Source organism: Sphingobacterium sp. UBA6645 (assembly GCF_002455685.1).
Taxonomy (GTDB): domain Bacteria; phylum Bacteroidota; class Bacteroidia; order Sphingobacteriales; family Sphingobacteriaceae; genus Sphingobacterium; species Sphingobacterium hotanense.
The window spans coordinates 45,942-64,792 of sequence record NZ_DKLH01000098.1 but is presented as its reverse complement, the minus strand read 5'-3'; the positions used below and the strand labels follow the sequence as shown (position 1 = coordinate 64,792).

Here is an 18,851-nt window from a genome sequence, read left to right as displayed (position 1 = left end):
AATTAGGATATATCATTGGTTAGAGATGATAGGAGTCAGAAGATTTGCAAACCCAATATTAAGCCCTTTCAATCCCTTTTCCAAAGGGTTATGATTGGGTTTTATATTGGGTTTGAAAGGGCTTTGAAAGGGGAGTGTGTGAATCAAGGCCTGACAGAATGTGATAGGTAGACGGTTCTAGGGATCTACACTTTGTTAATATCAATAATAGCATTATTTTTTATATCTCTCCGATATGCGAAACCTATAAGCTGGAATCATTTACTTAATCCAGTCATACATTAACTGTACTTTTCGAATGAAAAGGAGGAGTTTATAATCCTCTACCCACTTACATATTTCCCAAAAGGGAGCTTTCTAATGGCAAACGTAATTACAATAGACGCCATAATCGTAGAAATGGTAGCCAATGGTATCACCCATGCGGTGCTCAGATCTTTTGATATAAGCGGATGAAGGTAGTTCAAAGGTATAATATGGCTTAGGTAGATGCCGAAACTATACTTGTCGACAAGGGATACCCATCGAGGAACTTCGCCCTGTTTTGTTGACTCTTTTTTCAATAAGAACAATGCGCCAGCGGCGATAGCCGTAGTTACGAAGACATAATTGTAGAAAAAGGTATCAAGCTTCTTCGCATGCTGGTTGAGTATATTTGTGCCTATTGCACCGATAACAACCATCAGTATAAATGCCGCAGCGAATATGAGTTGGTTTTTTTTGAATTCTGTTGCACGAACGCTCAGGTAGTAGCCGAATACGAGATATCCAACATATCCAGAGAAGAACGTGAGGTCAAACTTGGGCATCGCGGCGTACAATGGCTTGCTCATAAAACACATGGATAGCATCCATAACAATAGAAAGACTTCGATTTCTCTTTGCGTAGACTGTATGATAATTTTTCGAATGAAGGGTATGGCCAGATAAAGCCCGATAATCATGTAGAGATACCATAAATGGGCATTTGCACCATGTAGTATCTTATCTACGCTTATGGATAGGATTTTCTCTGTTGATAATAATTCGAACTTCGTAAACCGGTAAAAGTAATATACAAGGTAGATTACAGTCCAAAATGCAAAAGGATAGAGTAGTTTCGGGATTCGCTTTTTGTAGAAGATCCAAGTGTTCTCATCTTTTGGGATCAGTAAAGCGCCCGACAACATGACAAAAATGGGGACAGAACAGCGCGTGGCAGCATTTATCCAATTAGCATAGTTCCAATCGAAGGCCTTCGTGTCGATGCGGTACAAGAATCCGGTAGACGCATGAATCAATACGACAAATATCGTGGCGATGACACGTAGATAAACGACATAGGAATTTTTTTCTGCCATGATGTAAAAGTATGCATCATCGCCAACTTTCTATGTCATCCGAACAATTTTTTGAATTATCGTAGCGGTTTTCTCGACATGTAGACGATTGCGGTGTCTGTCGATGTCGGGTATATCGTTGTATTCCCTTCGGTCGTATGCTCAAAACGAGTACCCTCTGCTCCGACATAAAGGCGCCCTTTCTGATCTTTTACAATACAATTGATACGAGCCTGTCTTGGAAGATACACTTTTTCTTTTCTTCCATTCTCAATCCGATAAATCTGATCAGGGAGAGGAAGCTTGCTAATTGGATCTGTACCTGCCGACTCAAATTCCAGTTTATAAGCGACATCCGCTGATACATCCAGCTGTGTTCGATTGAGCCTGGGTTCTTCTTCCAAATAGAGATATTTTGATTGGTGGGTCCAAGTTGTTCCTTCGTCTTGCGAATAAAGAAAAGGGCCCCCAGCAATATCGCTAAAACTGCTTAAGGCCACCAGCTGATCCTTATGTTTCACAATCCCCGAGATACCTATGCTGCCGCTAAATACGCGACGCCAATCTTTGCCTTGGTTGGTTGTCAAATAGATATTTCCCTGTGTAGCAACCAAGAGAGAGTCTTCATAATTCCCATAGATTGCCGTTATACCGCGTTGTTGACCTGTGAGGATCAGTTTAATCCAATCCGGGTGATTCATTTCTGGATCCCGTGGATTATTGGTTGTTGTTTTTTCTTTTTCGCATGCGCAAAAGAATGGGACAACGAGCAAGGTGAGGAATACAAGTAAATTTCTAGTGGACATTAAGTTCAAATTCATGGTCATAGTTCTGAAACTCCTTTTTAAGTTTAGAGCGATACCGTTAGCAATACTTTGACGAAAATAATTAAAAACAATTGAAAATGGGAGCGTTTAGTTTGGCTTTTCTAAGATTATATTCCATAAGCGAGGGATTATTTATATCTTCCGTTAGGAGTATTTGCTGATTTGGTTCAGCTAGCCACCCTCTTTGACCTTTACCAAGATGAAACATTTACTATATTCGTTTGCAATTCTATTCGTCTGCCTATTTAACTCTTGTCGCAGCAATTATCAGGTGCTGAACAAAGGTGTCGCTGGTAATAATTCATCCGATTTACTAGCTCGTGTGGATAAAGACGTGGTAGCGAATAAGCCAGATTTAGTGTTGATGATGGTCGGGACCAACGACATGGTCAATTCAGGAAAGTTAATGAGCACGCAGAAATATTTTGATAACCTCCGTAGCATTATCCAGAAGATCAAAACGGGAAACCCGAAGGTCCATATCGTTGTTTCGAGCATCCTACCTGTGGAAGAGGCCTATCTATTTAAGCGGCACGACCCCAGCAAATTTCCCATAAAACCTAATGATAAAATCGATGCGCTGAACGCCGAGCTGAAGAAGTTTGCCTTCGACCAAAAGCTTGACTTCATTCCCTTAAATGAAGAGTTCAAAAAGTACGGCTCTGATTATACGATAAAGGAATCCTTGTTGGTAAACAGTAAGAATTATACGGTTGACGATGGTGTGCATCCGACGGCGCAGGGCTACGAGCTTATCGGAAAGTACTTTGCTCAGCAATTGAAGGAAAAGAAACTGTTGAAGAGAAAGATGCTCATTTTGTGTTTTGGGGATAGTATTACCTATGGTGCGTTTATGGAAGGAAAAGGTACCGCCGAGGGAAATACATATCCCGCAGTTTTACTGCGTAGTTTGAGTGGGCGAAATACAAGATAATTTTCTTTTGGGAAACTATCCCTTAGTTTTAAAGAAAAACCAACAATTACAATTGCTTATTATAGGTCATTTTTGGCGTTCTATACAGTTTAAACAAATAATGTCAGTATTTTAGTTGGCTAATAGTCAAGCGATAAAAGTATTGATATGGATTACGAGTCTTTATTACTCAAAACACGGGACCATATAAGCAAATTAACCAGCGAGCAACGCGGTGATTATTGCTTTCATAATGCCCTTCATACGAATGATGTTGTAGAAGCCACGGAGGAGATGGCAACACATTATCAACTAAAAAATCAGGATCGTTTTATTGTTATATGCGCAGCTTATTTTCATGATATCGGCTATCTTTTTGGTGGTGCAATGGATCATGAAGCCCGAGGTGCAGCATGTGCTGAAGCTTTTTTAAAATCAGAGGGTGTGCCGGAAAACATCATCAATCAAGTGAAGGGATGTATCGTTGCAACGAAGATGCCGCAATCACCAAGAAATCTGCTAGAGCAGATACTTTGCGATGCCGATCTTTTTCATCTTGGCGGTGCTACTTTTGAAGAGCGCAATAAACTGATGCATCAGGAAGCCGAACAATACAATCAAGCGAAAATTGATAAGAATGACTGGCGGGAGAAAACCATTCGATTGATGCAGCAGCATCAATATCATACGGACTATGCACAACACAAGTTGAATGAGGGCAAACGCATAAATCTAGAAGCTCAGCTGAAAAAGCAGAAGAAAAATCAAGCGAAGATGGAATCGGAGGGCGACAAGCTCAAAAAACCAGAGCGTGGTATAGAGACTATGTTTCGAATTACCTCTGCGAACAGTCAACGCCTAAGCGACATGGCAGATAATAAGTCCAATATTCTGCTAACAGTAAATTCAATTATCCTCTCGATTATCGTTGCGGTGTTGTTGAAAGCTTTAGACAGCAACCCGCATCTAATCGTACCGACCGTATCGCTGATGGCCTGCTCTGTGACAACGATGGTCCTTGCCATCTTAGCAACCATCCCTAAAATTCCTAATGGACATTTTACAGAGCAAGATGTAGCAAATAAAACGGTCAACTTGTTGTTCTTCGGCAATTTCTATAAAACCCGTTACGATGAATACCAAGGTGCCATGAATAAAGCAATGGACGATAAAGACTTTCTATATGGGATGTTGACCAAGGATGTGTATTCTCAAGGCGTCGTTTTGGGGCGCAAATATAAATTATTACGATACGCCTATGCTGTTTTTATGCTTGGGCTTATTTTTTCTGTTGCTGCTTTTTGTGTGGCAATCCTAATTGCGAAATAGTATGAAAATAGAGTTAATCTTCAGCATGATGCTATTCTCCGGACTAGCTGCTTGTCAATCTCCCACAACAAAGAGTGAGCCAGAAAAGCCCGCACAGGAGGAGTCCGCAGCCTTACAAGCCGACAAAACATTCGTTCTTCCAAAAAAACTGAATGAGATATCGGGCATCACTTTCTTGTCAAATGATAATCAGATGCTTTATGCTGTTCAGGATGAAAGCGGGACGGTTTATTCTTACAATCTAAATGAAGAGAAGATCGTTTCAGAATATGCATTTGCAGACGCGGGAGATTATGAAGAGATCACGACCGATGGTCAATATTTCTTCGTGCTTCGCAGTGATGGAGCAATCTATAGCTTCCCCGTTGATCTTCAGGCAGCAAAATCGGAAGTTCAAATTTTCGAAGGAGCTTTGGGGAAAGGCGAATACGAGACGATGTCGTATGATCAACAGCGTAAAGCATTATATGTTTTATGCAAATCGTGTAACCTGGATAAGGGCAACCCCTCTGTTTCTGGCTATATTGTTAATGTTGGTGCTGCAGGAAAACTTAGCCTGAAAGAGAACTTTCACATCAATTTGGATGCGGTTGCAGCGGTAGACAGTAAGTCTGTTAAATCGCTAAAACCATCTTCCTTAAGTAAAAGAAGTTCTAGTAATGAGTGGTACGTGCTATCATCCGTTGATAAACTATTATTGATTACCGATGACACCTTTCAGCCGAAAAAAGTAATCAGATTTGAAAAAAAACAATTTGAGCAACCGGAAGGAATAACGTTCGATACGGAAGATCGGATGTATATCAGCAGTGAAAAAAATAAGGCAAAGAACGCTTTGCTTTTTCAATACAATAAGCAACCCTAATGCGTAGGACACTCTTTTTATTTTTCACATTTCTCAGTTTTTACAGCTTTGCGCAAGAGCTGGAACACCGACTTATTGTCTTTGGTGATGCCGGAGAGATTAACAATAAGCAAACTTTTTTGATCGAAAAATCGCATGCATTAAGGGTATACAAGAAGACGACGGCTTTCTTTGTAGGAGATAATATCTATGAGCATGGGATGGCTTTGTCTGCACCTGAAAACATAGAAACGGCGAAGATCCTACAATCTCAATACGAGGGGTTTAGGAAACTCGATGTACCTGTTTATTTTCTGGCGGGAAATCACGATTGGGATCACTCAAAAAAAGACGGGCTAGCGAAACTGAAAGCGCAGGAGCAGTTTATTCTAGACCAAAAGGATCCTGGATTAAAATTTATTCCTAAGGCTGGTACTATTGGTCCTGAGGCTATACATATTAGTGAGCGATTAACGATTATTACCTATGATAGCGAATACTGGTTATTTCCACACCATGGACGTAGCATTGAGCAAGATAAGGACGAGTTCATCGCGGAGCTAGGGAATTTGCTTGTAGAGCATCAAGACAAACGCGTTATTCTTATATCGCATCATCCTATGCTTACATTTGGCGAACATGCCTTAAAGTACACTTGGCGTGACCATCTCTTTCCTTTGACGCGCCTTTGGAAGGGTGCTTACCTGCCTTTGCCCGGCTTGGGATCATTGTATCCTCTTCTCCGGTCAACAGCCTTTGCTTCCCCGGAGGATATCAAACATCCGTTATACAGCGACTTAATTGCGCGTGTTACGGAGGCTAGCAAGTCACACCCAAATCTGATTTTTGTCTCCGGGCATGACCATGGCTTACAGTACATCGATAAAGAGGGGATGCATCAGATCGTGAGCGGATCGGGTGCTAAGACTTCAGAAATACGAAAGGATGAGAGCTTGAAATTCAGATATAATAAGCAGGGATTTAGTGTGATAGATTGCCATGATAACGGCGACCTGCGGATACAGTTTTATATTGACGAACCGCAAGACTCCCTGACGAAAGCATTTGAGGCCGATATACCATTTCAATTAACACATTAATAGCACCACGATAAAGCAATATGTTAATCAAAACTAGGCGCATTGATAGCAATGTGCTTCCTGCAGAAGGACTAGAGGAATCGCTGTCACTGTGGCCTTTCCTTAATCACTTGCAAAAAACACTGGCCGAGCAAGACGAAGGGATGCTGGTGCCAAAGGTTGCGAGCGAGCTTCTTTTGGAAAAGATAAAACAATCAGGGGATATTACGGAAGATAACCTTGCTTCCTATAAAGAACTTTTGGAAAGCTTATACCATCTTGCGAAGGGCGTTTCTAAGAAAAAGAATCAACAATGGGCATTGGGTTTTCCGGTTCCGGATAAGGTTTTTTTCGGTACCCAGGCTTTTTACGATTTGATCGATACGGACTTCCAGCGTGTTGAGTCTATGGAGAGCAATAGTTTCTTGGATGTTGAATTTGTCAATAAGCAACTCTATCTATTGATATTAGAGCGATTTTATGGTATCCCGGCTATACATAGTAGATTACGTTATGTTAAAAGGACCGGTAAATTTAACCGCTATTATGAATTGGAAATCGACTATTCATATGTGGAGATCCAGCCTAAATCGGAACTGCCGAAGCTAAATCTAACGTCCATAAAGAACAAAGATTCGCTAAGTTACAAGGATATTGAGCCCATACTTCGGGGCTTTGATATCTCACAATTCTCGTTTACCGGTTTTACCATCTGCTCATTTGTAGATTGCCATGAAGCTTATGTGACTGAGCAGTTGCAGGGGCTTATTAATAACATCAGTATATATACCGGTGTCGATGGGCTCAATCTATTGAACGATATTCTCGCAAATATCGTCAATTTTGAAGGCGTTAAATCTTCATTTTACCCGATCCTGAAACTTAATGGAATTCCTGTGCTTTCTTCAGATATGGCAAAAGATAGCATGCTTTTAGGTGATTCCGTGTTTTACGACAAAGAGATCATACAGGGCGGATTGATGAAATACTTAGACGATCCTTACATCTTATCTTTTGGCGTAGAAGAAGGAGTTGAATCTCGAGCATCAGAGTTGAAAAGGAGTTTGCAGAAGACGGGATTAACCTCCTATATCTGCTTTCCATTAATTCATAATCAAGGATTGGTTGGAATTTTCGAACTCTATACAAAGGGTGAAGCCCGCTTAAACCGCAATATGCTCATTCAGGTACGATCGTTTTACGCGCTCTTGGCACAATTAGCGTATGATATTGTTCTATCCTTTAAAAGCGAATTAAACAACGTTATTCTTCATAAGTACACCTCCCTGCAATCTGCTGTGGAGTGGAAGTTCAATCAAGTAGCAGCGGAATACTTGGGCGAGGTTATTCACCTAAGTCCGGAGCCAGAACTGGAAAAGATTGTCTTTAATCGGGTTTATCCGTTCTATGCGGCGGTGGATGTTAAGGATTCGAGTCTTTTGCGCAATAAATCCTACAGAGAAGACATTCTAAAACGCGTCAACTTTGTTGCAAGTCTCATAGACCGGATGAAAGACATAGGTGTTTTATGCGTTGATAAAACATTTGTCGATCGATTTGAAGAGGTCAATAATTGGGCAACGGGGTCTAACTTAGAGCATTATCTACTCGATATACTATCCTTCTTTCAAGAAGATGTTCCAACCTTTCTGGATAAACTTGAAAAAGCAGAACCAACGATAAAAGCTTCCTTAGCGCAATGTCGCAGTAAATTGCAATACAGCTACGAAGACATGAATTCTAGCAATGAGTCTTTTGAGCGATCATTGCAAAAAATAAATCAGGTGGTGAAAGCTGAAATGAATCTATTTAATGCGCAGGTTCAGGAGATTTTCCCTTCCTATTTTGAAACGTTCCGGACGGATGGAGTAGAATACGACCTATACGTAGGGCAATCTATTTCCCCAAGAAATACATTCAAAATGGGCATGCTGAATCAAATCCGTAAGGAGCAGATTATCAGCATTGCTAAGATTGGACAGGCAACTCATCGATTAAAGGCATCCCTTGGCATCCCTTTAGAAACGACGCAATTGATCTTTATACACCCCAATCCTATTGATATTAGTTTTCGGGAGGATGAACGCAGATTTGATGTGGAGGGCTCTTATAATATCAGGTATCAGATTATCAAAAAACGAATCGACAAAGCTTTGATTCTAGATACCAACGAGCGTTTGGTGCAGCCGGGTCATATTGCCGTTGTCTACAGCAGAAGTCAGATAGCGCGCGATTTGCGAGTGTGTCTTCAGGAAGTTGCTCAAATGGGATTAATAGAACCAAATATCGAGGAGGTTCAATTAGAGAATCTTCAGGGCGTAAGCGATCTGAAAGCTATGCGCGTAAAAATAGTGTTAAAGTAAATTATAAGAATATAGGATGATGGCAGCATTCAGGCTCGTATCTATCAAGAATCTAATGGTTATATGCCTCTTATTGGGCATGTTGAAAAGTAATGCCCAGCAAGCAGACAGCATAACGACGGTTATCGCATCTGAATATGACCAGGTTGGCGCGGTACATCGCTTTTGGTTAGGCGATAGTTATCGAAAGCTCTACAATACGCCAGTGAGAATGCGTGTTATGGATCTGTCGAAGGAAAAAGGAGGCCTGCAAATCGTGAAGCTTGGCGGAGGGATGCAAACACAATCCTTACGACTGGCTGATCCTAAGGGTGTAGAATGGGTGCTCCGCTCCATTCAGAAATATCCTGAACGAAGCCTTCCGGAAAGTCTTCGAAAAACCATCGCTAAAGACATTGTACAAGATCAGATAGCCATTGCACATCCTTTCGGAGCATTGACCGTCCCTACGTTCAATAGGGCGCTTGAGATTCCACATTCTGCCCCTGAATTAGTTTATGTCGCGGATGACCCCGCACTTGGTGAATACCGGCCGATCTTTAAGAACAGACCTTACATGTTCGAGGCGAGAATGCCTTTCGAAAATGAAAAAACAGACAATACGGCGAAGGTAATTGAAAAGCTGTTGGAAGATAATGATACTAAAGTTGACCAGAAGCTGACTGCTAGAGCGAGGCTTTTAGATTTTGTGCTGGGCGATTGGGATAGACACGAGGATAACTGGCGCTGGGATCCTGAGAAGGAGAAAGGTAAGAAAACCTATAGCCCGGTTCCGCGCGATCGGGATAAAGTCTATTACAAAACTTCCGGTATATTCCCCATTCTGTTGTCTTATCAATGGTTGAAGGCTAATGTGCAGCCCTTTAGTCCGCATATCCGCAATGTTGCGCATTGGAATTTTAATGCCCGACATTTCGACCGATTTTTTATTAATCACTTAGATAGGGAGGGATGGCAAGAGCAGGTGAAGCAGATTCAACAGGTAATGTCGGATTCATTGATTCATCAAGCGATGTTGCAGATGCCGGATACGATTGTGAAGCTCAGTGCTGTCGAGTTAGAGACGAATATCCGCTCGCGTCGTGACGAGCTTGCCGCAACCGTCGATGAATATTATATGTCGCTTGCCAAGGTGGTGGACATCCCGCTATCAGCGAAACGTGAATTTGTCGATATCGACTATAACAGCGATGGCAGTATCACGCTGGATGTGCACAACAAGAAGAAAGATGGCACCGAGGGCGCCAGAATCATGAAAAGACGTTTCTTGCCTTCGGAAACGAAAGAGGTAAGAATTTACGGTATTGCCGGTGAAGACGAATATAAAGTCCATGGGAGCGGACAATCGCCTATTAAGATACGCCTGATCGGAGGGAAGTCACACGACTTATTTGCTGCTAGCAATAGCTTTGGCAAAGGGAACCAACTTTATATTTACGATAATAAAGCCGATACAGCGAATAGCTATGACAATATGAGCATGGCGAAGTTTCGTTTGAAAAAGGATACGGCCGTACATGCATATCAGTATGACAATTTTGTGTATGACCGCCAGGGGGTCTTAGTCAATCTCAATTATGGCGTGGATAGAGGTCTCATCTTTGGTCTTGGATACCTGATCGAAAATCAAGGATTTCGTAAAAGCCCATACGCTTATCGGCATGAGTTTTTGGCAAATTACCTAACAGGCGGCCAATCGTTCATATTAGAATACAAGGGAGATATTAAAAAACTCGTAGGCGATCAGGATCTGCAAATTCATATGCGCGCTTTAGGGCCATTCAATCAAAGTAACTTCTTTGGATATGGTAATAACACCGAATATCTAAAAGATGAAGAGCATGAGATCTCTTTCTACAGGAACCGATATGATTACGTCAATGCGGATATATTCCTAGGATACGAAGCGTTCAAAAATGCACGCTTGTTTTATGGTTCTACATCGGAGCTGTATCACAGTAAAGCTGATAAGAATGAAGAACAGTTCTTTCATGGTTTTAATCAGACCCATCCGGGAGAAGATATTTTCGGAACAAAATTCTTTACCGGGCTAGCTGCGGGATTCGATTTTGATACACGCGATAATAAAGCCAATGCGAAGAAAGGTTTGCGCTTATTCACGCGCTTGGATTGGAAAGCCGAGCTTGCCGGTCAACAAAGACAATATACTGCTCTAGAGAGCTCCTTAAGCCTTTATAAAACGGTCTTCAATGATTATCTGACACTAGCAAACCGCACAGGCATGCAAACTGTATTCGGCGATCCTTATTTTTATCAGCATGCGCAGATAGGAGGAGAGATGAGTCTACGCGGATTCAACTCTCAACGTTTCACTGGGAAAACAGCGCTGTATAACAATCTGGATGCTCGATTAAAGTTGGCAAACTTTAGTTCCTACTTACTTCCAGGAACGGTTGGTCTGATTGGTTTTTATGATATCGGTAGAGTTTGGATGCCGAACGAGAAGTCCGACAGCTGGCATATGGGTGCAGGCGGTGGGTTCTACTTTATGCCTGGCGACCTCATGATTATACAAGCGGTTGTAGGTGCTAGTAAAGAGGCGGTATTGCCTTATATCCGTATTGGACTGTCATTCTAAACTAAAACGCTACAACCTTCTGAAGGCTGTTGACGAGGATAAGCAGGTCTATTCTACAGCGCGGTAACCGTACTGTTCGCCGAGCTCGAGACAGCCCTGTAGGTCTAATATGCCATCCGAACAGGTTACATGGGTCAGACTGGCTGCTGCTGCACAAACACCGAGCTTAAGACTGTCTTCCATTGACCACTCTTCGTGGATGCCATAAAGTATGGCCGCTGCTAGCGCATCACCTGCGCCATTGCTTCCGATAATCTGCTCAGGCTTTAATCTAACGCTGGGCTGAAATAGGCTCGCGCCGTTTCGTTGTGCAGCATATACGCCCGCTGGATAATGAATAATGATCCATTGATTTACACCTAGATTAAACAAATAATCGCAAACCTCCTGACAACGATCTTGCATCTGCTGCGGTTCTTCAATATTCATCAAGTTGATCCCAGAGAGTTTGCTGGCTTCGAATTCGTTTAGGAAAAGGTAGTCAACATAGGGTAGCGAGCTTGGAACGACCGATTGAAATCTGTCGGAATCTTCACTAACTAAATCTATCGAGGTATTGAAACCGGCATTTTTCGCTTTTTCTAATAGATGGGATGCATCGGTACGGCCATCTTCTTTGATTTCATCCAATTTGTCCAATAGGAGTAAATAACCTAGATGAAAAATGCGAGCATTTGAGTTCTGAAAATCAAAATGTCGTAGACAGAGTTGCGCGCTTGCACCTCGATGATGAAAGAAAGTGCGCCTACCTGTTGGTTTTACAGATACGACGGTGGTATAGGAGGTGGACACATTGGGTATCATGGCAATTTGTTGGGTATCAATGCCAATCTGTTTACAATGGTCAACAATGCGGATACCGTGGAAATCATTGCCTACGAGTCCTAATCCTTCTAGTGGAAAACTCGCACCGAGCTGTGTCAGGTCGGTGAGAATATTGTAGGCAGAACCTCCATTGCTGATATATTCATCCAAGATGTTAACAAGCGATTGTTCTTCCGGAAACTTATCGATTACTTTCACCTCGTCCAGAATCCAACTTCCTGCTGCAAGAATACCCGATCGTGTCTTTTTTTCCATTATATTTTTTTGAATTGTGCGGTTTTAATTTACCGCGACTTCCTGTTCTAATACGACTGTCTTATTGTTTGCATGTGATGCTAAAGCTGCGGCGAAAACCTCATGGCTTGCAATGGCTTCCTCTAAGGTTACACAGCCAAATCGCCCAGCTAATTGCCCCTCGCGTTCGGCGAAATAAGCTGCAAGCATCTGTTGGAAGACGTCCGGAAATCCGGGTTCAAAGATGCCGCCGGTTACAGTTGGAAAGGGCACTTCAAATCCTAAGTCTACACGCTGCCAGGATTGCTCTTTGCCTTCGTTCCAATTATAGGTCCACAGCGCTTTGATATCTTTTGTACTATAACGAATACCACCTTCTGTACCTAATACTTCAATAAACCAAGTATTTGTTTCGCCTGGAGCGAGGCGTTTCATCTCTAACAACATTGGCACTGTTTCGCCATTTTCCATCTGCACGCGCGTGCTCAATGTGGCGTTGTTCCAGGTGTCGGCACTTGCTATACCGCCCTTGCCATCTGGTCTTTCGGTGATGATTTTTTGTAAATGTGCATATAGCGATTGTGGTTTCCAACCCAATCTAAGGGGGATATGGAGTGCATGTATGCCCAAGTCGCCCATTACACCAATTTCGCCACAATAGGCAGACTGTCGCTTCCAATTGATGGGTTTGTTGGGGTTCATGTCGCTGGCATGTAGAAAGCCAGCTTTAATTTCTATAATTCTTCCTAGTCGTCCAGATTTTACTTCCGATACGACGCGTTGTGGTCCAGGAAAAAACGGCATTTCAGAGCTGCATCGTGCAAACCGACCCTCTTGGTTTGCGACGTTGGCAATTCTTCTCGCTGCAGCAAGATCGATCCCAAAGGGCTTTTCACCCAATAGATCTTTTCCTGCCTGCAGGATGTCGATGTACAGCGATTCGTGCATATGATGGGGCACAGCAATGTAGACCACGTCGACCAGGTCGCTATGAATTAGCTCCTTGTAGTCCGTCGTCAATAGCGAGACGCTACCTATCTGCTTATACCAGCTTAAAGCCTGTTGATCAATATCGCATACTGCGGTCAATTGAACCTGAACAGGAAAGTCTTTTAAAGCAAACCATCTTCCAAATGCACTGGCGGCCTCTTTGCCCATTAAGCCTCCGCCGATAATACCGACATTTACCGTTTTCATATTCCGTCTTTTAATAAGCTAATAACATCTTCTGGTTTTGCGCCACGGTGTACAATTTCCATTAAAGCGCGCGTCATGCCTGCGGGGTTAGCATGTTGAATAACATTCCTTCCATATACAATTCCGCAAACCCCTTGTTGCATCAATTGATAGGTACGATCTAATATTTCCTGATCGCTGGCTTTCCCTCCGCCGCGTACAAGCACCGGGATATCGCCCGCTACTTCGACAACCTTATGGTAGATCGACACATCGTCCGTAGGATCGGCTTTGATAATGTCAGCACCTAATTCTACGCCTTGACGAACTAAAGGGATTATTTTCTCCGGATCGCCATTGACCATATAACCGCCTGCTTCGTTATTCGGACGAAAGACCAACGGCTCGACCATTAATGGCATCCCGTAGCGTTCGGCTTCGGGTTTAATCTTCAATATATTCTGTATACATTGGTCGGTCACTTCCGGTTCATCAGGGATACTAAATAAATTGACCACTACACAGGTAGCATCTAAGCGAAGGGCTTGCTCTACCGGGTTTTCGATCATTCTGCTGAACAGGCTGCGTGGAAGTTGTTTTCCATAAACATTTGCAACGTCCGTTCTCAGCACCAGCGAAGGTTTATGACGACCAGGAATTCTTTGTAGGTAATTTGCTTGTCCGACGGTCAGTTGAATAGCATCTGGAGCGGCATCAACGAGCACTTCAACGGCTTTTTCTACATCTTCGATTCCATTCAGGAAAGCATATTCGTTAAAAAAGCCATGATCTATAGCGACGTCAAAGCAGTTGCCCGACTCGTTGTTAAATAGTCGATTTAAGCGATATAATTTCATGTGTCTAGGTTATTATTTTATCCAATTTGTTTATTAACGCTCGTGGACTAAGTCGCCGAGCTCCTCTTTTAAGATATTGTTCTGCGGATAGGCATGGCCCAAATGCTGTCGATATCCTTCGCCGTAACTTGCGTTGATTTCTTTTCCTCTTTTCTCGCCAAAGCTTTTCATGGCAATGATGTATTCATCCATTCCATGATGATCGCGAAGCCAGTTTCTTTGGGAGGCATGGCATGCCAGCATATCTTCTTTCAGTTGGATTTTGGAAGAGATGTCGACGATCATTCCCGGCTCTACGGGCTTTCCAAAGCGGTCTTTGCCTTCCATGGCATCCACATAATAAAGATGTGGTGTATAGAAATAGGGCTCTAGGCCTTCTGTTTCAATATTCATTATTCCGGCACTAAAGCAGGCTGTTTGAATAATCTTGCTGGTCATTTCATGGTCGACCATGTAACAGGATGGGCTCATGGTAATAACGACGCTAGGCTTCGTTTTACGAATCAAAGCTATGGCCTTGACGATGGTTTCTCTGTCGTACATGACGAATACATCGTCGCGTTCCAAGCAATGATAGTCTGCATCCAGCATCGCAGCGGCATCTGCGGCTTCTTGCTTTCGAATCTTGCTTATTTCTGCTCTTGGATGTACTGTCGTACCACAGTCTCCTGGCGTCATAGTAGCCATCACAACATTCCAACCCTTGTCTTTCAAGAGCGCTAAAGTTCCTGCGCAGCTGATTTCTGCATCATCAGGATGTGCTACGATGGCTAATACCGTTTTGTTTGTGTTCGTCATATTCAGCTTAGTGCATTTCGGTTGTTACAGATTTAATTGCCGGACGGTAGTAATGAAATTCTACGTTCGGGTGATCGGCTAATAGGGACATAGGAACCGCGGTGTCGACAATTCCTTTTGATATCATAAATGGTGTCAGGCGCATTCCGAAAGCATTATCATGATTTCCGGCTTGCCAGATGGATACACGCTCCGCTTTCCATGTTTCAACAGGTCCTACGGTCGTCGCTTGTTGCGGTACACCAACAACATAACCACCTCCGGAAGTTCTGGCATTCTGCATCAACGTAATCGGATGGAGGTCAACAATTCTCGCGCTCAGGTTTCTATACTCTTCCACGGTTGGAGGATTATCTGCATATTTTCCGGTACGCTGTAGTGGATCGTTGAATGCCCAATGTTTGGCATCGCCCTGTCCGCCTTGCATCGTCACACAGCGAAACTCATCAAAGCTCTTGGTGTATTCCGCCAAGCTCGACGCCAAAGGATAATGTATATTTTCATCCGGCATGCGCAGTTCCGGCTTGATATGGTTGAACAGCATGTCGTTATTTGCTTTCACGAAGGATAAGGGATGTGTAGCTGGAACCTCTGTGCCATTTTCATACCATTCATCCATTCCCCAGAAATGACAGTTTTTTAGGGATATATTCAAGCTGTTTACCAGTTGAGCAACTAGAGGTAGCTGTTCAGTCGGCCCAATGGGGCCGCAAATTCCAGCAGGAGAGGAGGCTGTGGCTTGTTGCCAGGCCTCAATGTATTGCAATGCCTCCGCCAGGTAAAAAGACTCTAGTGTATCGTGGAAAATCACTTTGAATCCTGGTCTGGAAAGCTGTAAAATATCTTCTGCCGTCAATTGTGCTGCATCGCGCATAATCTGTTCATCGATGGTCGTATAATCCCACCAGCCTTCGGCCAACATGCTCTTTTTTCTCATTTCTCTTCTATTGATTTAGGAAATTATGTTTGATTGAACTCGAATTCTTATTGTTATAAGCGAACCACCTGCCCTGTCTTCACCGACTCATCCGCGGCAAAAGCGATTCTTAAACTATTTACAGCATCTTCCATATGATCGCTCAGGTCGATGTCTTCTTTTATCGCTTTTAAAAAATAAGCCTGCTCGCGATCGCATAAGCCTTGATGATCCGGCTCATCGGTCAAGTCGAGCCATTCGTCTTCTAGGGCGAATTTTTCGTTCTCATCGAGTGCCGAATGATGGCGTAATATGGATTCCGTCTTCGTATGTGCTTCGATGGATCCTGACTTGCCCGTTCCGCCGGCTTCTTTAGCGACAATGGATACAGAACCTTTCGGACCTACCACATCTTTCACAAAGAAGGCTGTTTCGGATACCATTGGTCCCCAACCCGCCTCGTACCAACCTACCGAACCATCTTCGAAACGAATCTGGAGGTTGCCGTAGTTATAGTTGTCTGCCGGGATTTCATCCGTCAGTCTAGCCCCAATTGCATATACTTGCGTAGGTTTAGAACGGGTCATTTGACACATCACATCAATATAATGCACACCACAGTCTACAATCGGACTTAAGCTTGCCATGAGGTTTCGGTGCAAGGTCCACATCGCTGTATCGCTCTGTTGGTTCAGGTTCATGCGCATTACCAATGGCTTGCCGAGGTCGGACGACATCTCTACAAATTTGATCCAGGAAGGATGGTGTCTTAGAATATAACCGACTACGAGTTTTTTTCCGGTCTTTAATGCTACTTCCTGTACATGCTCTGCCCCTTTCACAGAGCTTGCAATTGGTTTTTCGACAAAGACATGTGCTCCGGCTTCCATAGATTTCACTGCATATTCTTCATGCGTATCTGGATAAGTCGATATACAGACCGCATCGGGTTTGGTTGCCGCTAAGGCAGTTTCAAAATCGTCAAATAGTGGATAAACATTGCCCATTTTCTCGTTCAGCACTTCTTTGCTTTTCCCTCGGGATACAATGCCGCATATTTCAAAGCCATCCATTTTATGGTATGCCCAAGCATGTGAGGCGCCCATGTTGCCACATCCTACGACCAGCACACGCACTTTATTGTTTTCCTTTTCCATAGCTTGATCTTTTTATAGTTCTTTAATACAGATGTCTCTCCATCTCACTTTAATACCTCCTCCGTCGTGGATTTGAAGTGCAATAAAACCCTTCGCTTGACCGATCTTCTCATCATCTAATTGCACCATTTGCTTACCGTTCAGCCAAGTAGTAATCTTATTTCCCTTGGCCAAGATTTTCATGGTATTCCAACCATCAGGGCTTAATGCTTTTTGCGCTTCCTGTGTAGGCTTGATTAACCAGCCTCGACCATAGGATTCATAGATACCGCCGGTATGTAGTCCCGGCGGAGCTACTTCCACTTGCCAACCTTTGATCTTGACACCTTCGATGTCGGAGCGGATGAATACCCCCGAGTTTCCATTGGCTTCTAATTTGAATTGAACCGATAGTTCAAAGTCTTTGTATGGGCTATTGGTTGATAAATAACCGTAGCCTTTGTCTGGCCCGCTTTCACAAACAAGTTCTTTATTTTCCACATACCATTTCTCGGTTCCATGAATGGTCCAACCGCTAAGGTCTTTGCCATTAAAGAGTTGCTTGCACTGTGCCATCGCTTGGTTGCTCACAAGTAGCAACGCTAGGCTGAGCACGGAAAGTATCGTTTTCATATAATTGCTTTTTTAGGTTTATTTTTTACCAGCTTTCAATGGGATCATATCCAGTCGGCGAACAAACATTTCTGCGCCTTCCGACTGCACTTGAATCTTTCCTTTTGAAGGTCGAACGTTGATGGCTTGGTTTACGAGCTTGCCATTAACGTAGATGTCGATTTTATCGCCTTTAACCACACATTCTAATTTGTTCCACTCACCTACAGGTTTGTCTACATCCTTCGCGCCACGGAAGCCTAAAACGTCTTTCCAGTTCGGGTCTCTTCCCCACCAATTGATACGCCCTTTATTGACTGTCACGAGTTCACCGCCCTTCTGGTAAACAGGAGTCGTGCCGTGACGTTCTTTAGCAACCGGACTGGTGATGGAGAACGCATCTGTGCCATCCCCCACGACGATAAAGTCGCCGACGCCGCCTTCGATGATATTACATTCGATAGAGCGCATCCAGATACCTGAATAGCCGCCATCTTCACCCACGGAATGAAAAAGTAATCCATTATCGCGTGCTGCATTTTTACGGGAACCAAATGTCATTTCGCCCCATTTGAACTCCATAATGAGTTTATAATTTTCGTATTCCTCATCGGTGGTAATACATCCCCATTCTTCGCCGGAGATGCGTAGAATTCCATCATTGATCGTGAATACACCCTTTGGATCTTGGTTTCTGCCCCGATCTTGAATAAAGATATACCAACCGTCAAGATTCTTCTTGTTGAACAATTGAATGGTTTTCGGTTTAGGCTTTTCGCCGTCGGTTTCTTTCTTGGGATCTGTGTGGGCTAATGCCGTTGAACTGAGCATTATAAATAGACATGCTATTCCGAGTAATTTTCTCATAATTTAGCCTCCTTATGTATAATTAGTATTTTCAGTTTAAGTATTACATCTTGGAACGTTTGACGCTCCAAGATGTAAAAAAAAAGGTTATTTTACTTTTGATTTTTAGGTTGATTACACAAATATATAAATTCCAGTTGTATATACAAGTTAAATT

Annotated in this window: 16 protein-coding genes; 6 read left to right on the top strand and 10 right to left on the bottom strand. The window is 43.0% G+C overall.

The window, feature by feature from the left end; genetic code table 11:
* Positions 1-323 precede the first annotated feature (323 nt).
* Together B2400_RS17810 and B2400_RS17805 are read right to left on the bottom strand one after the other, a co-directional pair.
* Positions 324-1,340, bottom strand: a complete 1,017-nt coding sequence (locus B2400_RS17810; protein ID WP_293935526.1) for an acyltransferase — start codon at positions 1,338-1,340, stop codon at positions 324-326.
* Positions 1,341-1,396: 56 nt separating this feature from the next.
* Entirely contained in the window at positions 1,397-2,140 is a 744-nt protein-coding gene (locus B2400_RS17805) for a hypothetical protein (protein WP_293935524.1), read from the bottom strand.
* A 205-nt stretch (positions 2,141-2,345) separates the two neighbouring features.
* On the opposite strand from B2400_RS17805, the gene B2400_RS17800 reads away from it, so the two are divergent.
* The 6 genes from B2400_RS17800 (at position 2,346) to B2400_RS17775 (ending at position 11,273) form a co-directional block, all read left to right on the top strand.
* Positions 2,346-3,080: an SGNH/GDSL hydrolase family protein gene (locus tag B2400_RS17800; protein ID WP_293935522.1), complete on the top strand. Its 735-nt coding sequence runs from the start codon at positions 2,346-2,348 to the stop codon at positions 3,078-3,080.
* A gap of 147 nt (positions 3,081-3,227) precedes the next feature.
* A complete protein-coding gene (locus B2400_RS17795; protein WP_293935520.1) occupies positions 3,228-4,388 on the top strand; it encodes a Pycsar system effector family protein in 1,161 nt (386 codons plus the stop codon).
* Position 4,389: 1 nt separating this feature from the next.
* Positions 4,390-5,253: an SdiA-regulated domain-containing protein gene (locus B2400_RS17790; RefSeq protein ID WP_293935518.1), complete on the top strand. Its 864-nt coding sequence runs from the start codon at positions 4,390-4,392 to the stop codon at positions 5,251-5,253.
* Positions 5,253-6,332: a metallophosphoesterase gene (locus B2400_RS17785; protein ID WP_293935516.1), complete on the top strand. Its 1,080-nt coding sequence runs from the start codon at positions 5,253-5,255 to the stop codon at positions 6,330-6,332. The genes B2400_RS17790 and B2400_RS17785 overlap by 1 nt, the downstream gene beginning before the upstream one ends.
* A gap of 20 nt (positions 6,333-6,352) precedes the next feature.
* Positions 6,353-8,674 (top strand): hypothetical protein, encoded by a 2,322-nt coding sequence (locus B2400_RS17780; RefSeq protein WP_293935514.1) that lies wholly within the window; start codon positions 6,353-6,355, stop codon positions 8,672-8,674.
* A 79-nt stretch (positions 8,675-8,753) separates the two neighbouring features.
* The gene (locus tag B2400_RS17775; protein ID WP_293935512.1) at positions 8,754-11,273 is read left to right on the top strand and encodes a BamA/TamA family outer membrane protein; all 2,520 of its coding nucleotides are present in this window, start codon (positions 8,754-8,756) and stop codon (positions 11,271-11,273) included.
* A 48-nt stretch (positions 11,274-11,321) separates the two neighbouring features.
* Here the strand turns inward: B2400_RS17775 and B2400_RS17770 are convergent, their stop codons facing one another.
* From B2400_RS17770 to B2400_RS17735, 8 genes are read right to left on the bottom strand one after another with little or no spacing between them, the layout of a single operon-like run.
* Entirely contained in the window at positions 11,322-12,353 is a 1,032-nt protein-coding gene (locus B2400_RS17770; RefSeq protein ID WP_293935510.1) for a carbohydrate kinase family protein, read from the bottom strand.
* Between the two features lie 24 nt (positions 12,354-12,377).
* Positions 12,378-13,529 carry a Gfo/Idh/MocA family protein gene (locus tag B2400_RS17765; protein ID WP_293935508.1) on the bottom strand — a complete coding sequence of 384 codons (1,152 nt, stop codon included), beginning with the start codon at positions 13,527-13,529 and terminating at the stop codon, positions 12,378-12,380.
* Positions 13,526-14,365, bottom strand: coding sequence for a class I fructose-bisphosphate aldolase (locus B2400_RS17760; protein ID WP_149524295.1), 840 nt, complete (start codon positions 14,363-14,365; stop codon positions 13,526-13,528). The genes B2400_RS17765 and B2400_RS17760 overlap by 4 nt, the downstream gene beginning before the upstream one ends.
* Before the next feature lie 33 nt (positions 14,366-14,398).
* Positions 14,399-15,163: a PIG-L deacetylase family protein gene (locus B2400_RS17755; protein ID WP_293935505.1), complete on the bottom strand. Its 765-nt coding sequence runs from the start codon at positions 15,161-15,163 to the stop codon at positions 14,399-14,401.
* Positions 15,164-15,170: 7 nt separating this feature from the next.
* Complete coding sequence (locus B2400_RS17750; RefSeq protein ID WP_260044238.1) at positions 15,171-16,100, bottom strand: hypothetical protein; 930 nt, start codon at positions 16,098-16,100, stop codon at positions 15,171-15,173.
* Positions 16,101-16,153: 53 nt separating this feature from the next.
* Positions 16,154-17,236 carry a Gfo/Idh/MocA family protein gene (locus B2400_RS17745; protein WP_286651560.1) on the bottom strand — a complete coding sequence of 361 codons (1,083 nt, stop codon included), beginning with the start codon at positions 17,234-17,236 and terminating at the stop codon, positions 16,154-16,156.
* A 12-nt stretch (positions 17,237-17,248) separates the two neighbouring features.
* A complete protein-coding gene (locus tag B2400_RS17740; protein WP_293935502.1) occupies positions 17,249-17,848 on the bottom strand; it encodes a 3-keto-disaccharide hydrolase in 600 nt (199 codons plus the stop codon).
* 18 nt (positions 17,849-17,866) lie between these two features.
* Complete coding sequence (locus B2400_RS17735) at positions 17,867-18,694, bottom strand: 3-keto-disaccharide hydrolase (protein ID WP_293935500.1); 828 nt, start codon at positions 18,692-18,694, stop codon at positions 17,867-17,869.
* Positions 18,695-18,851: the final 157 nt, after the last annotated feature.

Coding starts and splice junctions, on each gene's coding strand:
- B2400_RS17810 (WP_293935526.1), bottom strand. CDS start 1,340: ATGGCAGAAAAAAATTCCTATGTCGTTTATCTACGTGTCATCGCCACG.
- B2400_RS17805 (WP_293935524.1), bottom strand. CDS start 2,140: ATGAATTTGAACTTAATGTCCACTAGAAATTTACTTGTATTCCTCACC.
- B2400_RS17800 (WP_293935522.1), top strand. CDS start 2,346: ATGAAACATTTACTATATTCGTTTGCAATTCTATTCGTCTGCCTATTT.
- B2400_RS17795 (WP_293935520.1), top strand. CDS start 3,228: ATGGATTACGAGTCTTTATTACTCAAAACACGGGACCATATAAGCAAA.
- B2400_RS17790 (WP_293935518.1), top strand. CDS start 4,390: ATGAAAATAGAGTTAATCTTCAGCATGATGCTATTCTCCGGACTAGCT.
- B2400_RS17785 (WP_293935516.1), top strand. CDS start 5,253: ATGCGTAGGACACTCTTTTTATTTTTCACATTTCTCAGTTTTTACAGC.
- B2400_RS17780 (WP_293935514.1), top strand. CDS start 6,353: ATGTTAATCAAAACTAGGCGCATTGATAGCAATGTGCTTCCTGCAGAA.
- B2400_RS17775 (WP_293935512.1), top strand. CDS start 8,754: ATGTTGAAAAGTAATGCCCAGCAAGCAGACAGCATAACGACGGTTATC.
- B2400_RS17770 (WP_293935510.1), bottom strand. CDS start 12,353: ATGGAAAAAAAGACACGATCGGGTATTCTTGCAGCAGGAAGTTGGATT.
- B2400_RS17765 (WP_293935508.1), bottom strand. CDS start 13,529: ATGAAAACGGTAAATGTCGGTATTATCGGCGGAGGCTTAATGGGCAAA.
- B2400_RS17760 (WP_149524295.1), bottom strand. CDS start 14,365: ATGAAATTATATCGCTTAAATCGACTATTTAACAACGAGTCGGGCAAC.
- B2400_RS17755 (WP_293935505.1), bottom strand. CDS start 15,163: ATGACGAACACAAACAAAACGGTATTAGCCATCGTAGCACATCCTGAT.
- B2400_RS17750 (WP_260044238.1), bottom strand. CDS start 16,100: ATGAGAAAAAAGAGCATGTTGGCCGAAGGCTGGTGGGATTATACGACC.
- B2400_RS17745 (WP_286651560.1), bottom strand. CDS start 17,236: ATGGAAAAGGAAAACAATAAAGTGCGTGTGCTGGTCGTAGGATGTGGC.
- B2400_RS17740 (WP_293935502.1), bottom strand. CDS start 17,848: ATGAAAACGATACTTTCCGTGCTCAGCCTAGCGTTGCTACTTGTGAGC.
- B2400_RS17735 (WP_293935500.1), bottom strand. CDS start 18,694: ATGAGAAAATTACTCGGAATAGCATGTCTATTTATAATGCTCAGTTCA.